General features: G+C 68.3%; 22 protein-coding genes and 1 pseudogene. 16 read left to right on the forward strand and 7 right to left on the reverse strand.

Annotation, left to right across the window (positions count from 1 at the left end; translation table 11 throughout):
• Positions 1 to 121 precede the first annotated feature (121 nt).
• Positions 122 to 871, reverse strand: coding sequence for a creatininase family protein (locus AC07NG_RS09980; protein ID WP_492856748.1), 750 nt, complete (start codon positions 869 to 871; stop codon positions 122 to 124).
• 123 nt (positions 872 to 994) lie between these two features.
• Between AC07NG_RS09980 and AC07NG_RS09985 the strand changes: the two genes are divergently transcribed.
• From AC07NG_RS09985 to acs, 5 genes are all read left to right on the forward strand, one after another.
• Positions 995 to 1,627 carry a peroxiredoxin gene (locus tag AC07NG_RS09985; RefSeq protein ID WP_492856749.1) on the forward strand — a complete coding sequence of 211 codons (633 nt, stop codon included), beginning with the start codon at positions 995 to 997 and terminating at the stop codon, positions 1,625 to 1,627.
• 264 nt (positions 1,628 to 1,891) lie between these two features.
• Positions 1,892 to 2,827 (forward strand): GAF domain-containing protein, encoded by a 936-nt coding sequence (locus tag AC07NG_RS09990; protein WP_494593696.1) that lies wholly within the window; start codon positions 1,892 to 1,894, stop codon positions 2,825 to 2,827.
• Positions 2,828 to 2,947: 120 nt separating this feature from the next.
• On the forward strand, positions 2,948 to 4,384 hold the full coding sequence (locus AC07NG_RS09995) for a DUF1593 domain-containing protein (protein WP_494593698.1): 1,437 nt from the start codon (positions 2,948 to 2,950) through the stop codon (positions 4,382 to 4,384).
• 133 nt (positions 4,385 to 4,517) lie between these two features.
• Positions 4,518 to 6,038: an aldehyde dehydrogenase gene (gene adh / locus AC07NG_RS10000; RefSeq protein ID WP_494593700.1), complete on the forward strand. Its 1,521-nt coding sequence runs from the start codon at positions 4,518 to 4,520 to the stop codon at positions 6,036 to 6,038.
• Positions 6,039 to 6,298: 260 nt separating this feature from the next.
• Positions 6,299 to 8,251 carry an acetate--CoA ligase gene (gene acs / locus AC07NG_RS10005; RefSeq protein WP_494593702.1) on the forward strand — a complete coding sequence of 651 codons (1,953 nt, stop codon included), beginning with the start codon at positions 6,299 to 6,301 and terminating at the stop codon, positions 8,249 to 8,251.
• Here acs and AC07NG_RS10010 read toward each other — a convergent pair.
• Positions 8,216 to 8,370 (reverse strand): annotated as a pseudogene (locus AC07NG_RS10010) (hypothetical protein). The gene acs and the pseudogene AC07NG_RS10010 overlap by 36 nt on opposite strands.
• 60 nt (positions 8,371 to 8,430) lie before the next feature.
• Here AC07NG_RS10010 and AC07NG_RS10015 point away from each other — a divergent pair.
• Positions 8,431 to 10,089, forward strand: a complete 1,659-nt coding sequence (locus tag AC07NG_RS10015; RefSeq protein ID WP_494593704.1) for a lysine--tRNA ligase — start codon at positions 8,431 to 8,433, stop codon at positions 10,087 to 10,089.
• A gap of 273 nt (positions 10,090 to 10,362) precedes the next feature.
• Entirely contained in the window at positions 10,363 to 10,572 is a 210-nt protein-coding gene (locus AC07NG_RS10020) for a hypothetical protein (protein WP_110119483.1), read from the forward strand.
• A 28-nt stretch (positions 10,573 to 10,600) separates the two neighbouring features.
• Here the strand turns inward: AC07NG_RS10020 and AC07NG_RS10025 are convergent, their stop codons facing one another.
• Entirely contained in the window at positions 10,601 to 11,230 is a 630-nt protein-coding gene (locus tag AC07NG_RS10025) for a S24 family peptidase (protein WP_494593706.1), read from the reverse strand.
• Positions 11,231 to 11,435: 205 nt separating this feature from the next.
• Between AC07NG_RS10025 and AC07NG_RS10030 the strand changes: the two genes are divergently transcribed.
• The 8 genes from AC07NG_RS10030 (at position 11,436) to AC07NG_RS10065 (ending at position 20,161) form a co-directional block, all read left to right on the forward strand.
• Positions 11,436 to 11,915 carry a MerR family transcriptional regulator gene (locus AC07NG_RS10030; protein WP_110119494.1) on the forward strand — a complete coding sequence of 160 codons (480 nt, stop codon included), beginning with the start codon at positions 11,436 to 11,438 and terminating at the stop codon, positions 11,913 to 11,915.
• Positions 11,916 to 12,033: 118 nt separating this feature from the next.
• Positions 12,034 to 13,827 (forward strand): acyl-CoA dehydrogenase C-terminal domain-containing protein, encoded by a 1,794-nt coding sequence (locus AC07NG_RS10035; RefSeq protein WP_494593708.1) that lies wholly within the window; start codon positions 12,034 to 12,036, stop codon positions 13,825 to 13,827.
• 2 nt (positions 13,828 to 13,829) lie between these two features.
• Complete coding sequence (locus AC07NG_RS10040) at positions 13,830 to 14,993, forward strand: acyl-CoA dehydrogenase family protein (protein ID WP_494593710.1); 1,164 nt, start codon at positions 13,830 to 13,832, stop codon at positions 14,991 to 14,993.
• A complete protein-coding gene (locus AC07NG_RS10045; protein ID WP_494593712.1) occupies positions 14,993 to 15,346 on the forward strand; it encodes a hypothetical protein in 354 nt (117 codons plus the stop codon). The genes AC07NG_RS10040 and AC07NG_RS10045 overlap by 1 nt, the downstream gene beginning before the upstream one ends.
• Positions 15,346 to 15,837: an OsmC family protein gene (locus AC07NG_RS10050; protein WP_487292472.1), complete on the forward strand. Its 492-nt coding sequence runs from the start codon at positions 15,346 to 15,348 to the stop codon at positions 15,835 to 15,837. The genes AC07NG_RS10045 and AC07NG_RS10050 overlap by 1 nt, the downstream gene beginning before the upstream one ends.
• 24 nt (positions 15,838 to 15,861) lie before the next feature.
• Positions 15,862 to 17,067: an acetyl-CoA C-acetyltransferase gene (locus AC07NG_RS10055; RefSeq protein WP_492856759.1), complete on the forward strand. Its 1,206-nt coding sequence runs from the start codon at positions 15,862 to 15,864 to the stop codon at positions 17,065 to 17,067.
• 108 nt (positions 17,068 to 17,175) lie between these two features.
• On the forward strand, positions 17,176 to 19,359 hold the full coding sequence (locus AC07NG_RS10060) for a 3-hydroxyacyl-CoA dehydrogenase NAD-binding domain-containing protein (protein ID WP_487292470.1): 2,184 nt from the start codon (positions 17,176 to 17,178) through the stop codon (positions 19,357 to 19,359).
• A 151-nt stretch (positions 19,360 to 19,510) separates the two neighbouring features.
• Positions 19,511 to 20,161: a hypothetical protein gene (locus AC07NG_RS10065; protein ID WP_494593716.1), complete on the forward strand. Its 651-nt coding sequence runs from the start codon at positions 19,511 to 19,513 to the stop codon at positions 20,159 to 20,161.
• Positions 20,162 to 20,387: 226 nt separating this feature from the next.
• Here the strand turns inward: AC07NG_RS10065 and AC07NG_RS10070 are convergent, their stop codons facing one another.
• The 3 genes from AC07NG_RS10070 to mmcB form a co-directional block, all read right to left on the reverse strand.
• Positions 20,388 to 22,412: a TonB-dependent receptor plug domain-containing protein gene (locus AC07NG_RS10070; protein WP_494593718.1), complete on the reverse strand. Its 2,025-nt coding sequence runs from the start codon at positions 22,410 to 22,412 to the stop codon at positions 20,388 to 20,390.
• A gap of 28 nt (positions 22,413 to 22,440) precedes the next feature.
• On the reverse strand, positions 22,441 to 22,956 hold the full coding sequence (locus tag AC07NG_RS10075; protein ID WP_492856762.1) for a hypothetical protein: 516 nt from the start codon (positions 22,954 to 22,956) through the stop codon (positions 22,441 to 22,443).
• A gap of 237 nt (positions 22,957 to 23,193) precedes the next feature.
• Positions 23,194 to 23,628 (reverse strand): DNA repair putative endonuclease MmcB, encoded by a 435-nt coding sequence (mmcB, locus tag AC07NG_RS10080; RefSeq protein WP_487292387.1) that lies wholly within the window; start codon positions 23,626 to 23,628, stop codon positions 23,194 to 23,196.
• 171 nt (positions 23,629 to 23,799) lie between these two features.
• Between mmcB and AC07NG_RS10085 the strand changes: the two genes are divergently transcribed.
• Entirely contained in the window at positions 23,800 to 24,483 is a 684-nt protein-coding gene (locus AC07NG_RS10085) for a hypothetical protein (RefSeq protein ID WP_494593720.1), read from the forward strand.
• 9 nt (positions 24,484 to 24,492) lie between these two features.
• Here the strand turns inward: AC07NG_RS10085 and AC07NG_RS10090 are convergent, their stop codons facing one another.
• Entirely contained in the window at positions 24,493 to 24,996 is a 504-nt protein-coding gene (locus AC07NG_RS10090) for an STM3941 family protein (RefSeq protein WP_494593722.1), read from the reverse strand.
• Positions 24,997 to 25,064: the final 68 nt, after the last annotated feature.

Raw genomic sequence — 25,064 nt, forward strand, 5'->3', positions numbered from 1 at the left:
GCCGAGCAAAGATGGGGCTTAGGGTCGAGGTTTCCCGGCAAACGGTGAAACCTCTCACCCTCCCACCGCTGCGCGGCGGGCCCCTCCCTCTCTCAAAGAGAGAGGGATCTTATGACGGCGCCTACGGGCGCGCCTCGGACCCGAACGCCGCAAGGTCACGGATCAGCGACACGACCGCCTGCTCGACCAGTTCGCCGCCCTTTTCGGGGGTGGCCAGGGCGGGGTCGGAGCCCATGCGGCCGTCGGCGTAGCGGGCGCGGAAGTCCAGCGCCTCGCGGATCGGGCCGGTGGGGGCGATCTTGGGCTCATAGTCCGCCGTCTTGATGCTGTCGGGATAGCCCCACTGGGTCACCGCGATCTCCGACGGGGTGGCGTGGCTGCCGTGGCCGACGGGGAATTGGCGCATGGCCAGGCTGTTGACGCCGTCCAGATCCCACCAGTTCTTCAGCTTCATGGCGAAGGGGCAGCGCTCCCTGCGGAAGCTGTACTCGGCGTAGATCTCGGAGAACGCCGCCTCGATGGTGGCGACGTTGCCGCCGTGGCCGTTGAGGAAATAGATCCGCTCGAAGCCGTGGGCGCCCAGCGAGCGCGTCCAGTCGCCGATCGCCGCCATGAAGGTCGAGGGGCGCAGGAAGATGGTGCCCGGGAAGGCCAGGTGATGCTGGGCCATGCCGACATTGAAGGTCGGGGCCACCAGCACCTCGTCCGAGCGCTTGCTGGCCTCGTGGGCGATGATCTCGGGGCACAGCCAGTCGGTGCCCAAGAGGCCCGTGGGGCCGTGCTGCTCGTTGGAGCCGATCGGCACCACCACCGTCTTCGACCGCGTCAGGAAGGCTTCGATCTCGGGCCAGGTCGAAAGGGCGAGCAGCATGGCTGGAAACTCCGAAAGAAATCCTGGGTCGGCGCGGCGGGGGACCCGCGCCTAGTGTCCGGCCACGGCTTTACGCCCGATGGCGCGCGGAGCCGACCCGAAATTTCAGCATGGGAGCCCGCCATGGGCCTGCAACTCGGCGACATCGTTCCGGACTTCACCCAGGCCTCCACCGAAGGCCCGATCCAGTTCCACGACTGGGCGGCCGGTTCGTGGGTGGTGCTGTTCTCGCACCCCAAGGACTTCACCCCGGTCTGCACCACCGAGCTCGGCACGGTGGCCAAGCTGAAGCCGGAATTCGACAAGCGCGGCGTCAAGGTGATCGGCCTGTCGGTCGACGGCCTGGAGAATCACGGCGGCTGGGCGGCCGACATCGAGGAAACCCAAGGCGCGAAGCTGAACTTCCCGCTGATCGCCGACACCGACCGCTCGGTGTCGAACCTCTACGGCATGATCCATCCCAACGCCTCGGACACCCTGACCGTCCGCAGCGTCTACATCATCGACGCCAACAAGAAGCTGCGCCTGACCCTGACCTATCCGGCCTCCACCGGGCGGAACTTCGACGAGATCCTGCGGGTCATCGACAGCCTGCAGCTGACCGACGGCCACAAGGTCGCCACCCCGGCCAACTGGACCCAGGGCGGCGACGTGATCATCGTCCCCTCGGTCGATAACGAGACGGCCAAGACCCTCTTCCCGGGCGGCTGGGACGAGCAGAAGCCCTATCTGCGCGTGGTGCCGCAGCCCGCGTAAGGGCTTTCGTCCTCGTCGTTCGGCTATTTTTCTTCGAGCATCCCCGCGAAGGCGGGGACCCAAGCCGAGCTAGAGGAAGCTGGCGCTGAACGCGCCCAAACCCGAACGTCAGCTTGGATCCCCGCTTTCGCGGGGATCTAACGGTTTGGGGTGGCCGCGCTTACTGCCGCACCCGCTCCACCTTCGCGCGCTTGCACGGGAGCGCCGCGCGCGCGCAAAGTCCTCCTCCTGGCGTCAACGAAGACGCCGGGGGAGGAGACATCGATGGCCGCAGCCCACGCCCGGGACGTGCTCGCCGTGCTCGACGGCGCGGGTCCGGCCCTGTCGCCGGTGGCGGCCTCCTGGCGGCGCAGCCTCGTCCTGCACGGCCTCGATCCCGAAAACCGCAAGGCCCCCGACACCCTGACCCAGCGCGAGCTGGGCGAGGCCCAGGAGCGGATGGGCGCCCTGCGCGCGGCCGCCTCCGACACGCTGGACGCCCTGTTCCAGGCCGTCGGCGCCTCGGGCGCCTGCGTGCTGCTGACCGACAGCGTCGGGGTGCCGGTCGACCGGCGCGGCATGGCGGCCGACGATCCGGTGTTCCACCGCTGGGGCCTGTGGCCCGGCGCGATATGGAGCGAGGCCCGCGAGGGCACCAACGGCATCGGCACGTGCCTGGCCGAACAGCGCACCCTGACCATCCACCGCGACCAGCACTTCCACACCCGCAACATCGGCCTTAGCTGCACGGTCGCGCCGCTGTTCGATCCGCAAGGTAGATTGGCCGGGGCGCTCGACGTTTCGTCCTGCCGGCCGGGTCTCGACGGCATGACCGGGCTGATGGAGACGGTGGTCAACGACGCCGCCCGCCGCATCGAGTCCAAGGCTTTCCGCGAGGCCTTCCCCGGCGCGCGCATCGTGCTGCTGGGCGAGGTGCGCGCCGACCGCGCCTCGACCCCGATGCTGGCCGTCGACGCCGACGACGTGGTCATCGGCGCCACCCGCGCCGCCCGCCAGGCCCTCGACCTCACCGACGACAAGCTCAAACGCGGGATGCCCTCGCCCGATCGCGGGGCCGACCTGGAAGACGCCGAACGCGCGGTGGTGCGCCGGGCGCTGGGGTCGGCGGGCGGCAACGTCTCCGCCGCGGCTACCGCTCTGGGGGTGAGCCGGGCGACGCTGCACCGGAAGATCAACCGGCTGGGGCTGGGGCGCGGCTAGGGGCCGCGATCAGCGGCATCCATGCTTCGCATTCAGGGATTGAATTTTCCGCCCCCGGGAGCGCTGGCTAGCCTGCTCCCGAAACGAAGCGCCCGCCGAGGCGCCGACAGGGACGGAACGATGACCAGGAAAATCCGAGGGTTCTCGAGGCTCGCCGGCGCGATCCTCGCGCTGGGTCTGGCCGCCGGAGCGCTGGGCGCGGCGGCCGCCGACCCGGCCCCCTCGGCGCCGCCGAAAACCAAGGTCATCATCCTGACCGACGTGCTCAACGAGCCGGACGACACCCAGTCGCTGATCCGCGCCCTGCTCTACAGCAACGAGATCGAGATCAAGGGCCTGGTCGCGACCACCTCGGCCTGGCAGCGGAGCGCGGTTCATCCCGAGGAGATCCGCCGGCTGATCGCCGCCTACGGCCAGGTCCTGCCCAATCTTCGCGTCCACGCCTCGGGCTACCCTGACGCGGAGCAGCTGCTGGCCACGGTTCGCGCCGGCAGCGCCAGCTATGGCCTGTCCGGCGTGGGCGACGGCAAGGACACCGAGGCCTCGCGGCTGATCGTCGACACCGTCGACGCCGCCCAGGGGCCGGTGTGGATCTGCGTCTGGGGCGGCGCGGCCGACCTGGCCCAGGCGCTGCACCACGTCAGGCAGACCCGCTCGCCGCAGGCGCTCGCGGCCTTCGCGCGCAAGCTGCGGGTCTATTCCATCTCCGACCAGGACGACGCCGGCCCGTGGATCCGCGCGCGGTTTCCGGAGATCTTCTGGATCGCCAGCATCCACGCCTTCAGCGACTACCCGCAGGCCGCCTGGCAGGGCATGTCGGCCGACACCGTCTTTCCTGATCCCGGGCCCGACACCAAGCTGATGAGCCCCGACTGGCTGGACCGCCACATCCGCCTGGGCGCCCTGGGCGGGCTCTATCCCAAGCCCCTGTTCGCGATCGAGGGCGACAGCCCGTCGTTCCTCTATCTGATCCCGAACGGGCTGGGCGATGTGGAGCACCCGGACTACGGCGGCTGGGGCGGCCGATACGGGGCGCTGGCGCCCGGCGTCGGACTGTTCGCCGACACCCAGGACAGCGCGATCGGCGCGGACGGCGCGCCGCACCTGGGCAACCGCGTGGGCGTCTGGCGCTGGCGGGACGCGGTGCAGTTCGACTTCGCCAACCGCATCCAGTGGACGCTTCGCGCGGACTATGGCTCCGCCAACCATCCGCCCCAGGTGCTGCTGCAGGGGCAGGGCGGTCTCGCGCCGCTGGAGATGACGGTGAAGGCCGGCGCGACCATCACGCTCGACGCGGCGGGATCGACCGATCCCGACGGCGATCCGCTCGTCTACAAATGGTGGTGGTACAGGGACCCTTCGCCGCCGCTGTTCCCGATGACCCCGCCCGACATCCGCACCCCCGCCGCCGCCTCGACGCAGGTCGTGCTGCCGACCAAGCAGATGGTACCCGGCGAGAAGGTCTATCACCTGATCCTGGAAGTGCGCGACCAGCCCAAGGCCGGCGGCCCGCCCTTCGTCCGCTACCGCCGCGCGATCATCCACGTTTCGCCCTGAGAGCTATCGAACGCTCTGAACCTGTCGCAAGCCTGAGACACCTCCGGCCCGTCGCCGCTTGCGCCCCGCTCCAGATCAAAAATCGGGGCGCAAGCTCCTCCCAGACGCCGAAGACGGCGCGACGGAGGAAACCATGACCAAGCCAGAGTTCATCGACTCGCTGTCCCGCCCGCCGTTCAAGGCGCGCTACGACAACTTCATCGGCGGCCAGTGGGTCGCCCCGGCCGACGGCCGCTATTTCGACAACGCCTCGCCGATCACCGGCCGCAAGGTCTGCGAGATCGCCCGCTCCCAGGCCGAGGACGTCGAGCGCGCCCTCGACGCCGCCCACGCCGCCAAGGACGCCTGGGGCAGGACGAGCGCCGCCGACCGCTCGCGCGTTCTGCTCCGGATCGCCGACCGCATGGAGGAGAACCTCGCCACCCTGGCCACGGCCGAGACCTGGGACAACGGCAAGCCGATCCGCGAGACCATGGCCGCCGACCTGCCGCTGGCCATCGACCACTTCCGCTATTTCGCCGGCTGCCTGCGCAGCCAGGAAGGCTCGATCTCCGAGATCGACCACGACACCATCGCCTACCACTTCCACGAGCCGCTGGGCGTGGTCGGCCAGATCATCCCGTGGAACTTCCCGCTGCTGATGGCCTGCTGGAAGCTGGCCCCGGCGATTGCGGCCGGCAACTGCGTGGTGCTGAAGCCCGCCGAGCAGACGCCGGCCTCGATCATGGTGCTGTTCGAGCTGATCGGCGACCTGCTGCCGCCCGGCGTGGTCAATGTGGTCAACGGCTTTGGCCTGGAGGCCGGCAAGCCGCTGGCGTCCAGCCCGCGCATCGCCAAGATCGCCTTCACCGGCGAGACCAGCACCGGCCGGCTGATCATGCAGTACGCCAGCCAGAACCTGATCCCGGTGACGCTGGAACTGGGCGGCAAGTCGCCCAACATCTTCTTCGCCGACGTCACCGCCGAAGATGACGACTATCTCGACAAGGCGCTGGAGGGCTTCGCGATGTTCGCCCTGAACCAGGGCGAGGTCTGCACCTGCCCCAGCCGCGCCCTGGTGCAGAAGTCGATCTACGACAGGTTCATGGAGAAGGCGCTGAAGCGCGTGCAGGCGGTGGTGCAGGGCAATCCGCTCGATCCCGCGACCATGATCGGCGCCCAGGCCTCCGAGGAGCAGTTGAAGAAGATCCTCGGCTACATGGACATCGGCAAGGGCGAGGGCGCCAAGCTCCTGACCGGCGGCTCGCGCACCGTGCTGCCGGGCCAGCTGGCCGACGGCTTCTATGTCGAGCCGACGGTGTTCGAAGGCCACAACAAGATGCGGATCTTCCAGGAGGAGATCTTCGGCCCCGTCCTGGCGGTGACCACCTTCGAGACGGAAGAAGAGGCGCTGGAGATCGCCAACGACACCGCCTTCGGCCTCGGGGCCGGGGTGTGGACCCGCGACGGCTCGCGCGCCTACCGCTTCGGGCGCGGCATCCAGGCGGGCCGGGTGTGGACCAACTGCTACCACGCCTATCCGGCCCATGCGGCCTTCGGCGGCTACAAGCAGTCGGGCGTGGGCCGCGAGACCCACAAGATGATGCTCGACCACTACCAGCAGACCAAGAACCTGCTGGTCAGCTACAGCGCCAAGGCGCTGGGCTTCTTCTAGGCGCTTTCCGTTCCTCCCCCTGGGCCTCCGCCGCGTGGCGGGGGCCCTTTCTTTCGCCCGGCGACGGGCTGATGGGGTGGGCTCTAGCGGCCTCAAAACCGACAAATCGAACAAGACCAAGTTTCTGTCGTCAGAAACAGAATTGGTCTGCTTGCGCAGGGGGCGGCGCTTCGCATACTCCCGCTCGCAAGACGACGACTGACGCAGCGGCAACATCGCTGGCGACGACAAGATCGACTGTAGAGACCTTAGGGAGACGCGTGGTGAGCGACGGACAGCTGTTTCCGGTTCCGGAAGACTGGGCGGGCAAGGCCCATATCGACGCCGCCGCCTACGAGGCCGCCGTGGCCCGGGTCGAGAGCGATCCTGAAGGCTACTGGCGCGATCTCGCCGCCCGCCTCGACTGGATCAAGGCCCCCACCAAAATCAAGGACGTCTCCTACGCCAAGGACGACTTCCGCATCCGCTGGTACGAGGACGGGGTGCTGAACGTCAGCGCCAACTGCATCGACCGCCACCTGCCGCACCGCAAGGACGACGTCGCCCTGATCTTCGAGGGCGACGAGCCGGGCGTCTCCGACAAGATCACCTACGGCCAGCTGCACGACGACGTTTGCCGCATGGCCAATGTGCTGAAAGACCTGGGCGCCAAGAAGGGCGACCGGATCACCATCTACCTGCCGATGGTCCCCGTGGCCGCCGTCGCCATGCTGGCCTGCGCCCGCATCGGCGCCATCCACTCGGTGGTGTTCGGCGGCTTCTCGCCCGACAGCATCGCCGGCCGCATCCAGGACTGCGACTCCCGCCTCGTCATCACCGCCGACCAGGGCCGTCGCGGCGGCAAGAAGGTGCCGCTGAAGGCCAATATCGACGAGGCGCTCGAGCAGTGCCCGCAGGTCGAGAAGGTGTTGCTGGTCCGCTGGACCGGCGCCGAGGTTCCGATCGTCGAGGGGCGCGATGTGGTCTGGAACGACGTCCGGGACGCCGCCTCGAACGTCTGCGAACCCGAGCCGATGAACGCCGAGGATCCGCTGTTCATCCTCTACACCTCCGGCTCGACGGGTAAGCCCAAGGGCGTGCTGCACACCACCGGCGGCTACCTGGCCTGGGCCAGCTGGACCTTCGAGTCCGTCTTCGACTATCGCCCGGGCGAGGTGTTCTGGTGCACGGCCGACGTCGGCTGGGTCACCGGCCACAGCTACGTCGTCTACGGCCCGCTGGCCAATGGCGGGACCAGCCTGATCTTCGAGGGCGTGCCCAACTACCCGACCCCGTCGCGGTTCTGGGAAGTGGTCGACAAGCACAAGGTCGAGATCTTCTACACCGCCCCCACCGCCCTGCGCGCCCTGATGCGCGAGGGAGACGAGCACGTCACCAAGAACGACCTGTCGTCCCTGCGCCTGCTGGGCAGCGTCGGCGAGCCGATCAATCCTGAGGCCTGGCTCTGGTACCATCGCGTGGTCGGCAAGGATCGCCTGCCGATCGTCGACACCTGGTGGCAGACCGAGACCGGCGGCATTCTCGTCTCGCCGCTGCCGGGCGCCACGGCCCTCAAGCCGGGCTCGGCCACCAAGCCGCTGCCGGGCGTCAAGCTGCAGCTGGTCGACGCCGAGGGCGCGGTGCTGGAGGGGGCGACCGAGGGCAACCTCGTCATCACCGACAGCTGGCCGGGCCAGATGCGCACGGTCTATGGCGACCACCAGCGCTTCTTCGAGACCTATTTCTCGACCTATCCCGGCAAGTACTTCACCGGCGACGGCTGCAAGCGCGACGCCGACGGCTACTACTGGATCACCGGCCGGGTGGACGACGTCATCAACGTCTCGGGCCACCGCCTGGGCACCGCCGAGATCGAGAGCGCTCTCGTGGCCCACGAAGCCGTCGCCGAGGCGGCGGTGGTCGGCTATCCGCACGACATCAAGGGCCAGGGCGTCTACGCCTACGTCACCCTGAAGGCCGACGCGACGCCGACCGAGGAACTGCGCAAGCAGCTCGTCCTCTGGGTCCGCCACGAGATCGGCCCCTTCGCCGCGCCGGACGTCCTGCAATGGGCGCCGGGCCTGCCCAAGACCCGGTCTGGCAAGATCATGCGCCGCATCCTGCGCAAGATCGCCGAGAACGCGGTGGACGCCCTGGGCGACACCTCGACCCTGGCCGATCCGTCGGTGGTCGACGACCTAGTGCGCAACCGCGCGGGCGCGAAGGCGGCGTAATCGTCCCTCTCCCCTTGCGGGAGAGGGTGGCCCCGCGGAGCGGGGTCGGGTGAGGGGTCTCTCAGAACCCTCCGCGCGCCCCCTCATCCGTCGCCTTTCGGCGACACCTTCTCCCGCAAGGGGAGAAGGGAAGGGCGGTCGCCCTAGCCTCATCCCCCGCCAGGGTTTATAGCCCGGCCATGTTTGAAGGCCTCTCCCCCCTCGCCCGCGAAGCCCGCTCCTGGCCGTTCGAGCAGGCGCGCGCCACCATCGCCCGCGTCCTGCGCGTGCGTCTTCCCGACCGCGCCGACCAGGAGGCCGCCAAGGCCCTGATCGACGCCGGCAAGACCGACGAGGCGGTGAAAGCCTATCCGGCTCTCTCCAAAGCGGTGATCTTCGAGACCGGCTACGGTCCGTCCGGCCTGCCGCACCTGGGCACCTTCGGCGAAGTGGCGCGCACGACCATGGTGCGCCAGGCCTTCCGCGCGCTCACCGACGACGCCATCCCCACGCGCCTGATCGCCTTCAGCGACGACATGGACGGTCTGCGCAAGGTGCCGGACAACATCGAGAACAAGCAGCCGCTGATCGAGGATCTGGGCAAGCCGCTGACCGTCGTCCGCGACCCGTTCGGCACCCATGACAGCTTCGGCGCCCACAACAACGCCCGCCTGCGCGCCTTCCTCGACGGCTTCGGCTTCGAGTACGAGTTCGTGTCCTCGACCGAATGCTACAAGGGCGGCCTGTTCGACGAGACCCTGCTGACGGCCCTGGCCCGCTTCGACGCCATCCAGAAGGTCATGCTGCCGACCCTGGGCGAAGAGCGCCGCGCCACCTATTCGCCGTTCCTCCCCGTCAGCCCCAGCACCGGCAAGGTGCTGCAGGTGCCGACCCTGGAGCGCAACGTCGAGAAGGGCACGATCGTCTTCGAGGACGAGGACGGCTCCAAGGTCGAGGTCCCGGTCACCGGCGGCCACGTGAAGATGCAGTGGAAGCCCGACTGGGCCATGCGCTGGACCGCCCTGGGCGTCGACTACGAGATGAGCGGCAAGGACCTGATCGACTCGGTCAAGGCCTCGGGCGCGATCTGCAAGGCGCTGGGCGGCACGCCGCCGGAAGGCTTCAACTACGAGCTCTTCCTGGACGAGAACAACCAGAAGATCTCCAAGTCCAAGGGCAACGGCCTGTCGATGGAGGACTGGCTGCGCTACGGCGCGCCGGAAAGCCTGTCGTACTACATGTTCCAGAGCCCCAAGTCGGCCAAGAAGCTCTATTTCGACGTCATCCCCAAGGCGACGGACGAGTACCTGCAGCAGCTGGACGCCTTCGGCCGCCAGGAACCCGCCAAGCAGCTCGACAACCCGGTCTGGCACATCCATTCGGGCAAGCCGCCGCAGCAGAGCTCGCCGGTGTCGTTCAGCCTGATGCTGAACCTGGTGTCGGCCGCCGACGCCTCGACCAAGGAGATCCTCTGGGGCTTCCTGTCGCGCTACATCCCGGGCGCGTCGGCGGAGACCCAGCCGCTGCTCGACCGCCTGGCCGGCTACGCGATCAACTATTACGAGGACTTCGTGAAGCCCACGAAGACCTTCCGCGCCCCGACCGACGTGGAGCGCGCGGCGATCCTCGACCTGCTGGCCAAGCTGAAGGCCATGCCGGAGGGCGCCCAGGACGCCGAGTTGATCCAGAACGAAGTGTTCGAGGTCGGCAAGACCCACGGCTTCGACCCGCTGCGCGCCTGGTTCCAGGCCCTGTATGAGGTTCTCCTCGGCCAGAGCCAGGGCCCGCGCTTCGGCTCGTTCGCGGCGATCTTCGGCGTGGATCGCACGATCGCGCTGATCGAAGAGAAGCTCTCCTGATCCTTCTCCCCTTGAGGGAGAAGGTGTCGCCGCAGGCGACGGATGAGGGGTCTCTCAGAAGTAAAACGCCGCGACAGCTGAACAGCCGTCGCGGCGTTTCTGTACGTGCGACCCCTCACCCGACCTCCTTCGGAGGCCACCCTCTCCCGCAAGGGGAGAGGGAGCAGAGTGCGACACCGTGCCTCGTTTGATGAACGCTTTCTGAATTTCGAATTAAGGGTTTGTGCGAACTTCGGAGTCTAGGCTGGAACCATCAGAACCAGGAATAGTCCGATGGCTTCCTTCACCCTTCGCCCGCACGACCGTTCGGAATTCGACTCCCTGATCGGCGGCATCGCTTCGCAGTTTCCCGGCGCTCGCATCGAGGCCGCGCACAACGACACCTGGCAGTCCTACCGGGTCGACGTGTCGTGCGAGGATCCCCGCGCCACGGCCCTTCGCGACTGGCTCAACGGCCACCACGCCGCCTGCCCGCGCACCTGATCGCCTGACCTTCCCGTGAGGTCGGCCGCTACTGGCTGACCCACTGGATGCAGGCCGCCCAGGCCACGCTCATGCGGTCGAGCACCCGGTCGTCGCCGTCGCGCAGCACCGAGGTCAGTTCGATCGTCCGGGCCGTCAGGCGGCCCATCTCGCGGATCAGCACCTCGCCCTGCGTGGTCATCACCACCACCCGGTCGCCGCGTCGCGGTTCGGCCGTCGGCGAGACCAGCAGCCGGTCGCCGTCGCGATAGACCGGCGCCAGGGCGTCGCCCTCGATCTCCAGGGCGAACAGGCCCTCTTCCCGCGGCCCCGGCAGTTCCACCTCTTCCCAGCCCGATCCGCGCGGCGTCCCCGCCTCGTCGAACATGCCCGGCGCCCCGGCCCGCGTGAGGCCGATCAGCGGCACGCCCGCCCGCCGGCCCGGCGCAGCGGTCTCGGTCAGGGCGGCGAATTCCGAAAAACCCACCCCCGTCGCTTCCAGCACCTTGGCCAGGCTCTCGGTCGAGGGCCAGCGCGGCCGCGTGTCGGCGTCGCCGCGTTTCGAGCGATTGAAGGCGGTGGGATCCAGGCCCGCCAGCTTGGCCATGGCCGAAGGGCTCATGTCGAAGCGTTTGGCCAGGGCGTCGATCGCCGTCCACAGTTCGGCGTGCGAGAGCATCGGATCGTCCCCGAGTCCTGATGACGCCGAGCCGCGGGCGTCCCGAGGAAATTATGCCCAGGGCTTAGGAATGTAAACCTAGCGACAATGGTCAAGGTTGACGTTTACGTAAGCGTTGACGTTCCGCAGGGTCCGGCGTAGCGTGAACGTCGATAACCAACGACCCGGCCGGGAAGGCCGGCCGCACCCTGGGAGGGTAACGATGGTGGCTGATCTTCGACGTCCCGAGCGCACGTTCTCGATCCGTCAGCTCTGCAACGAGTTCAAGGCCACGCCCCGGGCGCTGCGCTTCTACGAGGACAAGGGCCTGCTGACGCCGGCCCGCGAGGGCCTCAACCGCGTCTATTCCCACAAGGACCGCGTCCGCCTGCAGCTGATCCTGCGCGGCAAGCGCGTGGGTCTGTCGCTGTCTGAAATCCGCGAACTGCTGGACCTGTACGACGAGAACGACGACGGCGCGGCCCAGATGGCCCGGTCGCTGAAGAAGTTCCGTGAGCGCGCCGCCGCCCTGGAGCAGCAGCGCGAGGACATCGACGGCGCCCTGATCGAACTGCGCGAGGCCTGCGATCGCCTCGAGAAGCGCCTGGCCGAGATCCGTCCGGACCTGCTGCCGCGCTCGGCCGACTACGAGCAGCTGCTGCGCGCCCGCCTCGACGGCCACGCCGACATGGCCCTCGGTAAGTAAGGTTGGGCAAGTAACCAGCCAAGACCATCCCTTCCGCGCCCGCTTTCGCCAAGACCGGCGGAACGGGCGGGTTTCCCTTCGCCTTTCTCCCCGATCCCGATCAGTCAGGACCGCTTAAATGACCTATCAGCCGCCCGTCCGCGACCACATGTTCCTCCTGCGTGACGTGCTCAACATCGAGCAGTACGGCAACCTGCCGGCCTTCGCCGACGCCTCGATCGACGTCGTCGAGCAGATCGTCGAGGGCGCGGCCCAGTTCACCGGCGAAGTCCTGGCCCCGCTGAACAGCGTCGGCGACAAGACCGGCTGCAAGCTCGACCCGGTCACCAACACCGTCACCACCCCGCCGGGCTTCAAGGAAGCCTACAAGGCCCTGTGCGAAGGCGGCTGGACCGGCCTCGGCTCGGACCCGACCTACGGCGGCCAGGGCCTGCCGCACGTCGTGAACCTGTCGTTCTCGGAAATGTCGAGCTCGGCCAACATGGCCTTCTCGATGTATCCGGGCCTGGCGCACGGCGCCTATTCGGCCATCCACACCGGCGGCACCGACGACCAGAAGCAGACCTACCTGCCCAAGATGATCACGGGCGAGTGGACCGGCACCATGAACCTGACCGAGCCGCACTGCGGCACGGACCTCGGTTTGCTGCGCACCAAGGCCGTTCCCAACGGCGACGGCAGCTACAAGATCACCGGCCAGAAGATCTGGATCTCGGCCGGCGAGCACGACATGTCGGACAACATCGTCCACCTGGTGCTGGCCCGTATCGAGGGCGCCCCGGCCGGCGTGAAGGGCATCAGCCTGTTCATCGTGCCGAAGTTCTTCCCCAACGCCGACGGCTCGGTGGGCGCGCGCAACGAGGGCGCCAAGTGCGTTGGCCTCGAAGAGAAGATGGGCATCCACGGCAACGCCACCTGCGTCATGCAGTACGACGACGCCGAGGGCTATCTGATCGGTGAAGAGAACAGCGGCCTGAAGCTGATGTTCGTGATGATGAACGAGGCCCGCCTGGGCGTCGGCCTGCAGGGCGTCGCCCAGGCCGAAGCGGCCAACCAGGCCGCCGTCGCCTTCGCCAAGGACCGCCTGCAAGGCCGCTCGCTGACCGGCCCGAAGAACGCCGAAGGCCCGGCCGACCCGATCATCGTCCACCCGGACGTGCGTCGCCTGCTGCTGGAAAACAAGGCCATCATCGAAGGCGGCCGCGCCTTCCTGTTCTGGACCGCCCTGCACGGCGACCTGGCCCACAGCCACCCCGATGAGGCCGTGCGCACCAAGGCCGACGACTACATGGGCCTGCTGACGCCGGTGCTCAAAGGCTACCTGACCGACCGCGGCTTCCAGGTCTGCTCGAACGCGGTGCAGGTGCACGGCGGCTCGGGCTTCACCGAGCACTTCCCGGTCAGCCAGTACCTGCGCGACTGCCGCATCGCCCTGATCTACGAAGGCACCAACGGCGTGCAGGCCCTCGACCTGGTCGGCCGCAAGCTGGCGGCCAAGGGCGGCCGCGGCGTGATGACCTTCTTCCAGGAGATCGACCAGTTCGTCGGCGAGAACGACGGCGACGCCGACCTGAAGCCCTTCGTCGACGCCCTGGCGGCGACCAAGGCCCAACTGCAGGACGGCACCATGTGGCTGATGCAGAACGGCCTGCAGAACCCGGACAACGCCGGCGCGGCCTCGACCGACTACATGCACCTCTTCGGCCTGACGGGCCTGGCCTACATGTGGGTCCTGATGGTCAAGGCGGCCAACGCCAAGATCGCCGAGGGCTCCACCGACCCGTTCTTCACGACCAAGGTCGCCACGGCGCGTTATTTCATCGAGCGGGTCTTGCCTGACGCTGCGGCGCATCTGGCCAAACTGAAGACCGGCTCGGCGACCCTGATGGCGCTGCCCGCGGAGGCCTTCTGATCATGAGCGTGCTCGACGTCGCCAAACCCGCCTTCATGGCCGAAGAAGACATCACGATCTTCGAGGACGCGGTGGGCAAGTTCTTCGACGAGCACGCCCCTGAATCCGTCGTCGCGACCTGGCGCAAGAATCACTGCGTCGATCGCGCGATGTGGAACAAGGCGGGGGAGGCCGGGCTGCTCGGCCTCTCCACGCCCGAGGAATACGGCGGCTCCGGCGGCGACTATCGCCACGAGGTCGTGCTGATGGAACAGCTGGGCAAGAAGGGCGTCGACGGCTTCGGCGCCAGCCTGCACAACGCCATCGTCATGCCGTACATCACCCATTACGGCACCGAGGAGCAGAAGCGCCGCTGGCTGCCGCGCCTGTCGACCGGCGAGCTGGTCGGCGCGATCGCCATGACCGAGCCGGGCGCGGGCTCCGACCTGCAAGGCATCAAGACCAGCGCCAAGAAGGACGGCAACCAGTACGTCCTCAACGGCTCCAAGACCTTCATCACCAACGGCCAGACGGCCAATCTGATCATCGTCGTGGCCAAGACCGATCCGGCCGGCGGCGCGCGCGGCACCAGCCTGCTGGTCGTCGAGACCGACGGGGCGGAAGGCTTCGAGCGCGGCCGCAACCTCGACAAGCTGGGCCACGAAGCCCAGGACACGTCCGAGCTGTTCTTCAACGACGTGAAGATCCCGACCGAGAACCTGCTGGGCACGGACGAGGGCCAGGGCTTCTTCCAGCTGATGGCCCAGCTGCCGCAGGAGCGGCTGAACATCGCCGTCCAGGGCATGGCCACCATCGAGCGCGCGCTCGAGCTGACCATCGCCTACGTCAAGGAGCGTCAGGCGTTCGGCAAGCCGATCATCGCCTTCCAGAACACCCAGTTCGTGCTGGCCGAGTGCAAGACGGAAGGCACCGTCGCCAAGGTGTTCGTCAACCACTGCATCGAGCGCCACCTGAAGGGCGACCTCGACGCGGCCACCGCCTCGATGGCCAAGTACTGGGTGACCGACCTGGAGAACAAGATCGTCGACCGCTGCCTGCAGCTGTTCGGCGGCTACGGCTTCATGAACGAGTACCCGATCGCCCGGATGTACAAGGACAGCCGCGTCCAGCGCATCTACGGCGGCACTAACGAGATCATGAAACTGCTGATCGCGAGGACGCTCTGATGTTTTTCGCCGACGCTCCGCCTCCGCCCGCTCAGGATACGGCCCGCGCGGCCGTGGTCTGCGTGCGCGCCGAGGGCCGCCGCCCGCTGCAGTTCTCCGGCAAGCTGGAGGGCAAGCGCCCGCAGCCCGGCGCCTTCGACCTGCCGCTGAAGCCGGGCGTCGAGCAGTGCAACAACCTGCTGCGCTCCAAGATCGCCACCTGGACCCTGACCGTGAACACGCCGGGCTTCACGCCCTGCCGCCTGCCCACGCCGGAGTTCGGCCAGCGGGTGGTCTATTCGGCCAAGGCCGGCGCGCGCGGCCTGTCCTGCGCCCCGATCCACAAGTCGCCGATCGGCGCCTGGAAGAAGTGATGTCGACCCACGTCGCCATTATCGACTGGAAGCTGGAGGCCGGGGCGGATTTCCCCAAGGGCCGCTACAGCCGCGCCCATACCCTGTCGTTCGACGGCGGCGTGACGGCGCTCGGCTCGGCTTCGCCGTCGGTGGTGCCGCTGCCCTGGTCGGACCCGGCGGGCGTCGATCCCGAGGAGATGTTCGTGGCGGCGCTGTCGTCCTGCCACATGCTGACCTTCCTCGACCTAGCCCGTCGCGCCGGCTTCTTCATCAGCGCCTATCGCGACGAGGCCGAGGGAACGATGACCAAGAACGAGCATGGCGCTCACTGGGTCAGCCATGTCGCCCTTCGTCCCGACATCGTCTTCGAGGGCGACGCGCCCGACGAAGCCAAGCTGGCGGCCCTGCACGAGGCCGCCCACCACGCGTGTTTCATCGCCAACTCGGTGCGGACGGACGTCCGCGTCGAGCCGGCGGTCAAAGAATCCCCTTTGGGGCTAACGATTTAAAAGATCGCAGGAAGGAGCCATTCAATGGCCGACGCTTACATCTTCGACGCCGTGCGCACCCCGCGCGGCAAGGGCAAGAAGGACGGCTCTCTGCATGAGATCACCGCCCTGTCCCTCGCCAGCCAGGTCCTGGAAGCCATCCGCGACCGCAACGGCCTGGACACCTCCAAGGTCGACGACGTCGTCCTGGGCTGCGTCGCCCCGGTCGGCGAGCAGGGTTCGGACATCGCCCGCACCGCCGTGCTGACCGCCGACTACGCCGAGAGCGTCGCCGGCGTGCAGATCAACCGCTTCTGCGCCTCGGGCCTGGAAGCCGTGAACATGGCCGCGGCCAAGGTCATCTCGGGTGAAGCCGACCTGACCATCGGTGGCGGTGTCGAGAGCATGAGCCGCGTGCCGATGGGCAGCGACGGCGGCGCCTGGCCGACCGACCCGTCGTCGGCCTTCAAGACCTACTTCATGCCGCAGGGCGTGTCGGCCGACCTGATCGCCACCCTCTACGGCTTCAGCCGCGACGACGTCGACGCCTACGCCGTCGAGAGCCAGCGCCGCGCCGCCCAGTCGTGGGCCGAGGGCCGCTTCTCCAAGTCGGTCGTGCCGGTGAAGGACCAACTGGGCCTCAACATCCTGAGCCACGACGAGACCGTCCGCGCCTCGACCACCATGCAGACCCTGGCCTCGCTGAACGCCTCGTTCACCGGCATGGGCGAGATGGCCTTCGACGCGGTGGCCACCCAGCGCTACCCGCAGGTCGAGCGCATGACTCACGTGCACCACGCGGGCAACAGCTCGGGCATCGTCGACGGCGCCGCCGGCGTGCTGATCGGCACCAAGGAAATGGGCGACGCGCTCGGCCTCAAGGCCCGCGCCCGCATCAAGGGCATGGCCTCGATCGGTTCGGAGCCGTCGATCATGCTCACGGGTCCGTCGCTGGTCACCGAGAAGCTGCTCAAGAAGCTCGGCATGGAAGTCGCCGACATCGACCTCTACGAGCTGAACGAAGCCTTCGCGGCCGTCGTCCTGCGCATGATGCAGGCGCTGGACATCCCGCACGAGAAGATGAACGTCAACGGCGGCGCCATCGCCATGGGCCACCCGCTGGGCGCCACCGGCGCGATGATCCTGGGCACCATGGTCGACGAGCTGGAACGCTCCGACAAGGAAACCGCCCTGATCACCCTGTGCGTCGGCGCCGGCATGGGCACCGCCACGGTCATCGAACGCGTCTGATCATAACAACCCGATGCTCCCCCTCTGGGGGGAGCTGTCGCGGAGCGACTGAGGGGGTGAGCGCGGCGCGCTCCTCTTTCCAGTCCCCGCGGATCTGGAGAAGAGAACATGGAAAACTTCAAGATCGAGGTCGACGGCGACGGCATCGCCCTGGTCACCTTCGACGTCCCCGGCCGTTCGATGAACACCCTGACCGCTTCGGTGATCAAGGAAGTCGGCGAGCTGGTCGAGCGCATCAAGACCGACGCCGAGATCAAGGGCGTCGTCATCACCTCGGGCAAGACCACCGGCTTCTGCGCCGGCGCGGACCTGGGTGAACTGGGCGGCAATGGCGGCCTGGGCGGCGGTGATTTGCAAGCCGCGTTCGACGCCGGCTTCGCGCTGAACAAGGCCTTCCGCGGCCTGGAAACCAGCGGCAAGCCGGTGGCCGCGGCCATCAACGGCCTGGCGCTCGGCGGCGGCCTGGAATTCGTCCTGGCCACCCACTACCGCGTGGTCGCCGACCTGCCGAAGCTGCAGCTGGGCCTGCCGGAAGCCAAGGTCGGCCTGCTGCCGGGCGGCGGCGGCACCCAGCGCCTGACGCGCCTCATGGGCGTCATGGCCGCAGCTCCGTACCTGCTCGAAGGCAAGTCGATGAAGCCGGCCGAGGCGCTCGGCGCCAAGGTCGTGCACGAAGTCGTGCCGGCCGGCACGGAAGTCGAAGCCGCCAAGACCTGGATCAAGACCAAGGGCGACCCGGTCGCGCCCTGGGACAAGAAGGAATTCAAGATCCCCGGCGGCGGCCCCTACACCCCGACCGGCGCCCAGGTGTTCATCATGGGCAACGCCATGCTGCGCAAGAACACCTACGGCAACTACCCGGCCCAGCAGAACATCATGAAGGCCGTCTATGAGGGCCTGCAAGTTCCGTTCGACGCGGCCATCCGCATCGAGACCCGCTACTTCCTCAAGACCCTGATGACCCCGCAGGCCAAGGGCATGATCCGCACCCTGTTCCTCAGCTTGCAAGAGCTGGGCAAGGGTTCGGGCCGTCCGGCCGGCGTGCCCTACTACGACGTCAAGAAGGTCGCCGTGCTCGGCGCCGGCATGATGGGCGCGGGCATCGCCTACGTCCAAGCCATGGCCGGCATCGAGACCGTGCTGATCGACCAGACGCAGGAAGCCGCCGACAAGGGCAAGGGCTACGCCGAAGGCCTGGTCAAGAAGGCCGTTTCGCGCGGCAAGCTGACGGCCGAGAAGGGCGAGGCCATCCTGGCCCTCATCCATCCGACGTCGGACTACGCCAACGTCAAGGGCAGCGATCTGGTCGTCGAGGCCGTGTTCGAGAACCGCGACGTCAAGGCCGCCGTCACCAAGCTGGCCGAGGCTGAGCTGGCCGACACCGCCGTGTTCGGCTCCAACACCTCGACCCTGCCGATCACCGGCCTGGCCGAAGCCTCGATCCGTCCGGAAAGCTTCATCGGCATCCACTTCTTCTCGCCGGTCGACAAGATGGGCCTGGTCGAGATCATCCTCGGCGAGAAGACCGACCAGGCGACCATCGCCAAGTCGATCGACTACGTCCTGAAGATCAAGAAGACCCCGATCGTCGTCAACGACAGCCGCGGCTTCTACACGTCGCGCTGCTTCGGCACCTTCGTGCAGGAAGGCATGGAGCTGCTCAGCGACGGCATCGCCCCGGCGATCATCGACAATGTCGGTCGCGCCACCGGCATGCCGCGCGGCCCGCTGGAAATGCACGACGACGTCGCGCTGGACCTGTCGCACAAGATCGCTGTCCAGACGAAGAAGGACCTCGGCGACAAGTACGAGGAGCGCCCGTTCACCGCGATCATCGCCAAGATGGTCGAGGACCTGGGCCGCTACGGCCGCAAGAACGGCAAGGGCTTCTACGACTATCCGGAAAAGGGTCCCAAGACCCTGTGGCCGGGCCTTTCTGAGCTGGTTGAAGTCAAGACCACCGAAGCCGACAAGGCGCTGATCGAGCAGATCCGCACCCGCCTGCTGTACCGCCAGGCCGTCGAGGCCGCGCGCTGCTTCGAGGAAGGCGTGATCACCGATCCGCGTGAAGCCGACGTCGGCGCCATCCTGGGCTGGGGCTTCGCGCCCTGGACCGGCGGCCCGGTCAGCTTCATCGACGGCATCGGCGTGGCCAAGTTCGTCGAGACCCTCGACCAACTGACCGCGTCCTACGGCGCGCGCTTCGCCCCGCCGGCCCTGCTGCGCGAGATGGCCGCCAAGGGCGAGACCTTCTACAGCCGCTTCGGCGTCAAGGAGAAGGCGGCCGCCTGAGGTCGCTTTCGCCCCACAGGTGAAATGAGGAGGCCCGGCGGCGACGCCGGGCCTTTTCTTTTCGCCGCCGCATCATTGCCGACATCCTCGCGCCCCATGGGCTCTGTAACGGGAACGCCTCGCGCCTGTTGCGCGGAGGTAAGGATTCGGGATGGCCGGTAGGCGATCGACAGCTCGCCGCAGAAGGCCTTTCGCCCTCGCCCTGATCGTGGTGAGCGGCCTGCACGTGCTGCTGGGCGTGGCCCTGGTCAGCGGTATCAAGATCATGCCGCCGCCGGTCGAGCCGCAGAGCCTGATCGTCGACCTGGTCGACGTCGCCCCGCCGCCGCTCGCGCATCTGCGGCTCCCGGACGCCGCGCCCGCGCCGCAGGCCTCCGCCGCCGCGCCTCCGGCCCACGCCGTGGTTCCGCTGCCGCCCCAAACGCCCGCCCAGGTCGCCAGCGCTCCGACGCCGGCGCCGGCCGCGCCCGAAGCGCCCCGCGCCGCCGTCGCTCCCCCTGGGTTCAAGTCGCGCGGCACGCCCACGCCCGGCGGTGATGCGCTGCGCCAGGCCGCCCGCGAAGGCGGCGGCTGCAACCACGCCGACCTCTACCGCCTGACCAAGGCCGAACGCGCCGCCTGCGACGACAAGCTGGGGATCAAGGCCAAGGACGCGCCGATGTACGCGGTGATCGACCAGTCCAAGAAGGACTTCTTCGACGGCGCCTGCAAGAAGGACGACGAGTGGTGCCTCTACCGCACGGGGCAGGGGCCGTATCCGGGCCTGCTGGCCCTGATGAAGAAGAAAAAGGACGACTGGTGATCCCTCTCCCCTTGCGGGAGAGGGTGGCCTCCGAAGGAGGTCGGGTGAGGGGTCTCTCAGACCTCTACACCGCGTAGGGCGGATCAGCCGGGTGAGGTGTCTGGAGTTTGAGAGACCCCTCATCCGACGGCTTCGCCGCCACCTTCTCCCGCAAGGGGAGAAGGCTGAATCAAAAAGGGCGGCCCTCGCAGGCCGCCCTTTCCGGTTTTCGGGAGACCCGAAACGCTTACCAGGTCTTGCTGACGCTCAGGAACACGCGGCGTTCGACTTCCAGGCCGGCGCTCTGGCGCTGGCGGTTGTCGCCGAGGTTCTGGCCGCTCAGGGCCACGGTCACGCCGTGGTCGAACGCGCGGGCCACCCGGCCGCCGAGGGCGGCGTAGGCGTCGATGTCCACCAGGTTCGGCGCGGCCGCGGCGCTGTAGAGCGCGTAGGCGCGGTGCTCGCCGACGAAGTGGGCGTAGCCGTCGACGGTCCAGGCGCCGCCGGTCCAGCCCAGCGAGACGTTGCCGCGGTTTTCCGGGGTGGTCTCGGCGTAGGCGGCCGTGCGGAGCACCGGTGAGAAGCCGGCGGTCGGCTCGTCGTCGACCTCGGTGTGGGTCCAGTCGGCGTTCCAGCGGAAGCCGCCCGTCAGCTGACCCGAGGCGGCCAGCTCGAAGCCGGTCATCTTGCTGTCGCCGATGTTGCGGTAGCTGAGCACCGGCAGGCTGACCAGGGTCGCCGCCACGTCGATCTGGGCCGAGGTCGGCTGGCCCTTCACGTCCTCGGTCTTCTGCACGAAGGCCTTGGCGCTGACTTCGGCCTTGAGAGCGGGCAGGGCGCGCTCGTAGGTCAGCTGGTAGTTGGTGATGATCGCCGGCTCGAGGGTCGGATTGCCGGCCAGACCGATGGTGTACGGACCGACGGTGACGCGGGCCTGCAGGGCGCCCAGGTCGACCAGGGTCGGAACCTGCACGCCGCGGGCGGCGGTGGCCTTGAAGGTGTCGACGTCGGTGGCGCGCCAGACCAGGCCGAGGTTGTAGCTCGGCTCTTCGATCTTGCGGTCCCAGTAGCCGTTGCCCAGCGGCGGCGAGCCGGCCGGGAACGTGCCTTCGCGCGACAGGTCCAGGCTGTCGTAGCGGCCGGCGGCGGTGAAGGCGAGCTTGTCGGTGATCGCCCAGTTCCACATCGCCGAGGCCGACAGCACGTCATAGCTGACCTGCGCGCCGCCGATCGGGGCGGTGTTGACCTCGTTGTGGCGGTACTCGCCGCCGATGCGCAGGGTGTGCTTCGCGCCGATCTTGAACAGGTCCTGCACCGAGACGACGCGGATCTGGTTCTCGAAGCGGGCGTTCTGGCCGAGGATCAGGTGCTTGGCGGTCAGGTCGTTCTGGTAGGCCGACAGCTGCAGCTGGCCGACCTTGGTCTCGGCGGTCAGCGTGCCCTTCACCGAGCTCGTCAGGTACTTGCTGGGCGAGTAGGCGTAGTTGGACAGCATGTCGCTGACCTGGACGTTCGAGTACGAACCCTCGACGCGCAGTTCGGCCTTGTCGGTCAGCTGGGTGACGGTGTCGATGTTGGCGGTGACGCGCGACGGGTCGTTCAGCTGGCTCTTGGCCACGCCGACGGTGTTTTCGTACTCGTCCGACTTGGCCGCGCCGGCCGAGACGCGGGCGCTGAAGCGCTCGCCGACCTTGAACGACTTGGCGGCCGAGACTTCACCGTAGCGGGCCGAGCCGGTGCGCAGGGTGATGTCGCCGGTGTCGTCGAACTTCGGGTTGACCGTGATGATGTTGACCACGCCGCCGACGGCGTTGAAGCCGAACAGGGCGCTGTTGGGGCCCTTCACCACTTCGATCTGGCGGATTTCCGACAGCTGCACGGGCAGGGTGGCCCAGGCGGTGTAGCCGTAGTGGTCGAGATAGACCTGGCGGCCGTTGATCAGCACCAGCAGGCGCGGCGACATGGCCTGGTTGTAGCCGCGGACGCTGACGTCCGAGGCGCCGGCGCCGCGGCTCTCGACGTCGAGGCCGGCCACGCGCGACAGGATGGTCGGCAGGTCGGTCGCGCCCGAGCGCTGGATGTCGGCGGCCGAGATGATGGTCATGTCCACCGGCGCTTCGGTCGAGCGCTGCGGGGCGCCGGTGGCGCTGGTGGTGACCGGTTCGTTGAACAGCTGCTCGAGCGAGCCGTAGTCGATGGATTGCGCGTGCGCGGCCGAGGCGGCGACGACGAGGAGGCCCGCGGAAGCGCCGGCCAGGAGAGTCTTTTTCATGTGATTATGTCTCTTCAGCTGGCCGGGATCAGACTTCGCGGATCATCATGCGGAAGGCGGACTTGAAGACCGCGCCGACGGCCGCGGCGGCCGAACGGTTGACGATGATCTCGACCTTGGGGTCGGCCGACACGCTCATCACGCATGCGCCGCTGGCGGCGCAGGAGGCGTCCGAGCCGATGGTGATGATCTTCTTGGCCTTGGCGGCCGCGCCGACGTTGACGCCGGTGGTGACATAGAGGGCGGCCACGCCGCTGACGCCCGAGACGGCGCCGGCTTCGACCGGCTTGGCCGTCAGGGTCAGGGCGCCGGTGTTCATGCCGCCACCGATGGCGGCCATGACGGCGTTCTTCTCGGCGACCGAGGCCGGCTTGGACGGATCGAACACCACGCCCAGCACCTGTTTGCCGGTGGGGCCGTTCTCGAGGAAGGTCAGCGCGCGGCCAGCGATCTGGAGGTCCTTGGCGGCGTCGGCGTGAGCGCTCAGAGGCGCGATGGTGAGGAGCGCCGCGGCCAGCGCCGCTGCGGGTTTCGTCTTCGACATTCTGTTGAAATCCCCTGCCCTTTGTTGGGCTTATGAGCGGGGTGATCGCGCGCCGGACGTAAAGAAGAGGTAACGCTGCCTAAATCACGACGTTATCCGACTAACCAGGAATGTCCGGTAGTCGACCAATGAACAACTCTAGATCGGCATTTCCCTATAGGGCAGGGTGGGTCTTTCCCCTGCTTTGGCGTCATCTTGAGTTGTGTTCGGACAGAATGTCGCAGGGATGGTTTATTTTCAGATCGACAGGCGCTCGGCGGTGACTCCGGCGGCGCGCAGGGCGGCCAGGCGGGCGAAGGCCAGGGTCAGGGCCTTGCGCCGGGCCGGCGCCAGGGGCGTGACGGGGGCGGCCCGCACCACGGCCCCGCCGAAGCCGTCGGCGACGATCAGGCCCGGCTCCTCCGGCAGGATCCCATCCGGAAAGTGCGGGGCGACGGCGAAGTGGAAGGCGTCGCAATAGGGCGCGTACTCGCCCCACTTGCGGTCGACGCGATAGTCCTCCAGCCCCGACTTCACTTCGACGATGACGATGTCGCCCTTGGGGCCCAGGGCCATCAGGTCGGCCCGCCGGCCGTTGGGCAGGGTCACCTCGGCCAGGGGCGCGTAGCCCAGATCGACCAGCAGCCGCGCGGCCCCGCGGGTGACGGCCAGGGTGGTCTCCGGCCGGGACATGTCCGAGCGCGAGAGGGCGATGTCGACGACGACGTCCATGGTTGTCACCATGTTCCATCTTTGTTCGCCGTGCAAGCGGGCGGCGTCTGCTCGGTGCACGGCGGGCGGGCGCCTTTCGGGCTCGACCAACCTGCGGTTCGCGCTATAGCGGCGGGCGAGGGGGAGACCGTCTTGAAGAGAAGAACCTGGATCCTGGCCGCCGTCGCGCTGGCCGTGGCCGGCGTCGGCGGCGTGGCGGTGCTGAAGGCCAAGGCCGCCTCCGTGGAGGACGCCTTCCAGACCGACGCCGACGCCAAGCGCGTGGCCGACGTGCACGAGATCGCCGAGCTGGTCGAAGCCTACCGCGTCCGCACCGGCAAGCCGCCCTTCGTCGACCGGGCCCGGCGGGCCGAGCACGGGGACTATACGGTGATCATCGGCGCGCCCAAGGCCGAGCAGGCCCTGATGGGCGAAGGCAATCCGCTGGGCAGGGAGGACCCCGCCGCCGGCGCGGTCGATCTTGGACGGGCGCTGCGCGCGGTGCTCGGCGGCGACGGGAGCCTGCCGATCGATCCCCAGCGCGCGCCCACCGGCGGGTCGCCCAACGTCTATTATCTGCGGGTGAAGTCGAACGGCCAGTACCTGGTCGCCGGCTTCCTGCGCCGGCCCGACGCGCGGGCGACGCCGGTCGCGCCGGGCATCTGGGCCTACGCCCTGCGCTCGGAGGCGGGCGCCTGGGGCGCTCCGATCTGGGACCATGCCCGTACGCTGGCCCAGGTTCCCGCCGAGGAGCGCAAGGCTATCGCCGAGGCGGGCGAGCAGGCCACGGCGAAGTTCGCCCGCTACGCCCGCACCCGCAGCGATCCGCCGACCTAGGGCCGGCGGCTACTCCACCAGGATCGGCGGGGCGACGGGTCTGTTCGCGGGGCCACGCGTACGCCAAGCCTCCATCTCGGCGAGCAGGGCCTTGGTCCCGACGGTCAGGGTTCGGGGCAGGACGCCGTCGACGCCGGGGCCGCGCCCGAAATTGCCCACGGGCGCGTGCTGTCGCGGCTTTTCGTGCAGGCGCCAGGCGACCATCGTCCCGCCCTTGGGCAGCTTCCAGGCGAAGAACGCCTCGACGTCGCCCCAGGCCACCTTCCCGCCGGGCTTCAGCCCGCCCTGGATCTGGAAGCCGTCGGCGTCGAGCACCAGCCGCTGGGGCTTGAGCAGTTGCACCAGGAAGGCCGCGGCGCAGAAGCCGAAGAACAGGATGCACAGCCAGGGCATCAGGCGCTCGTCGTCCTTGGCCTTGTCGATGAGCCAGGCGCCCAGCGCCACGAAGGCCAGGCTGCCGGCCAGGCCCAGCGCCAGCTTCCACCGCGCGCTCTCGATGACTTTCCGTTCCATGGACGCCCCCGTCGATGACGGGAGCGAACCTGCCACGACCGGCGGGCGAGCGCCACCGTGGCGCTCGC

The organism is Caulobacter sp. GW821-FHT10C03 (genome assembly GCF_059415485.1).

Excerpts from the sequence above, each read along its gene's own strand:
- AC07NG_RS09980 (WP_492856748.1), bottom strand. The coding sequence starts at position 871 with ATGCTGCTCGCCCTTTCGACCTGGCCCGAGATCGAAGCCTTCCTGACG.
- AC07NG_RS09985 (WP_492856749.1), top strand. The coding sequence starts at position 995 with ATGGGCCTGCAACTCGGCGACATCGTTCCGGACTTCACCCAGGCCTCC.
- AC07NG_RS09990 (WP_494593696.1), top strand. The coding sequence starts at position 1,892 with ATGGCCGCAGCCCACGCCCGGGACGTGCTCGCCGTGCTCGACGGCGCG.
- AC07NG_RS09995 (WP_494593698.1), top strand. The coding sequence starts at position 2,948 with ATGACCAGGAAAATCCGAGGGTTCTCGAGGCTCGCCGGCGCGATCCTC.
- adh (WP_494593700.1), top strand. The coding sequence starts at position 4,518 with ATGACCAAGCCAGAGTTCATCGACTCGCTGTCCCGCCCGCCGTTCAAG.
- AC07NG_RS10015 (WP_494593704.1), top strand. The coding sequence starts at position 8,431 with ATGTTTGAAGGCCTCTCCCCCCTCGCCCGCGAAGCCCGCTCCTGGCCG.
- AC07NG_RS10020 (WP_110119483.1), top strand. The coding sequence starts at position 10,363 with ATGGCTTCCTTCACCCTTCGCCCGCACGACCGTTCGGAATTCGACTCC.
- AC07NG_RS10025 (WP_494593706.1), bottom strand. The coding sequence starts at position 11,230 with ATGCTCTCGCACGCCGAACTGTGGACGGCGATCGACGCCCTGGCCAAA.
- AC07NG_RS10035 (WP_494593708.1), top strand. The coding sequence starts at position 12,034 with ATGACCTATCAGCCGCCCGTCCGCGACCACATGTTCCTCCTGCGTGAC.
- AC07NG_RS10040 (WP_494593710.1), top strand. The coding sequence starts at position 13,830 with ATGAGCGTGCTCGACGTCGCCAAACCCGCCTTCATGGCCGAAGAAGAC.
- AC07NG_RS10045 (WP_494593712.1), top strand. The coding sequence starts at position 14,993 with ATGTTTTTCGCCGACGCTCCGCCTCCGCCCGCTCAGGATACGGCCCGC.
- AC07NG_RS10050 (WP_487292472.1), top strand. The coding sequence starts at position 15,346 with ATGTCGACCCACGTCGCCATTATCGACTGGAAGCTGGAGGCCGGGGCG.
- AC07NG_RS10055 (WP_492856759.1), top strand. The coding sequence starts at position 15,862 with ATGGCCGACGCTTACATCTTCGACGCCGTGCGCACCCCGCGCGGCAAG.
- AC07NG_RS10060 (WP_487292470.1), top strand. The coding sequence starts at position 17,176 with ATGGAAAACTTCAAGATCGAGGTCGACGGCGACGGCATCGCCCTGGTC.
- AC07NG_RS10065 (WP_494593716.1), top strand. The coding sequence starts at position 19,511 with ATGGCCGGTAGGCGATCGACAGCTCGCCGCAGAAGGCCTTTCGCCCTC.
- AC07NG_RS10070 (WP_494593718.1), bottom strand. The coding sequence starts at position 22,412 with ATGAAAAAGACTCTCCTGGCCGGCGCTTCCGCGGGCCTCCTCGTCGTC.
- AC07NG_RS10075 (WP_492856762.1), bottom strand. The coding sequence starts at position 22,956 with ATGTCGAAGACGAAACCCGCAGCGGCGCTGGCCGCGGCGCTCCTCACC.
- mmcB (WP_487292387.1), bottom strand. The coding sequence starts at position 23,628 with ATGTCCCGGCCGGAGACCACCCTGGCCGTCACCCGCGGGGCCGCGCGG.
- AC07NG_RS10090 (WP_494593722.1), bottom strand. The coding sequence starts at position 24,996 with ATGGAACGGAAAGTCATCGAGAGCGCGCGGTGGAAGCTGGCGCTGGGC.